The sequence below is a fragment of the Streptomyces sp. P17 genome, from assembly GCF_032436805.1.
Classification (GTDB): Bacteria; Actinomycetota; Actinomycetes; order Streptomycetales; family Streptomycetaceae; genus Streptomyces.
Genome location: NZ_JAVRBF010001135.1, coordinates 1 through 256, shown reverse-complemented (window position 1 = coordinate 256; position 256 = coordinate 1). Strand labels below are relative to the sequence as shown.

At 74.2% G+C, this 256-nt stretch carries 1 pseudogene; it reads right to left on the bottom strand.

Annotated features, from left to right (window positions below):
• Positions 1-256: pseudogene (locus RMT89_RS44185) on the bottom strand (hypothetical protein); the annotation flags it as partial.

The window sequence follows — 256 nt, the reverse complement described above, 5'->3', positions numbered from 1 at the left end:
CGCCAGGGACAGGCCGCCTACGCCGCCGCCGCCGCCGATGGATTCAGCGAAGACGCCGATGGAGTTCGCCCCCAAGGTCACGATCTGACCGCTGTTGGCCACGTTCACCTGACCGCCGGCGCCCGCCCCAGCCCCCGCGCCGCCCACGGCGTTGAGGGTCGAGCCCGAGCCCACGGAGAGCGCGCCGGCGAAGCCGCCCGAGCCGCCGCCGCCGCCGATGGATTCAGCGAAGACGCCGATGGAGTTCGCCCCCAAG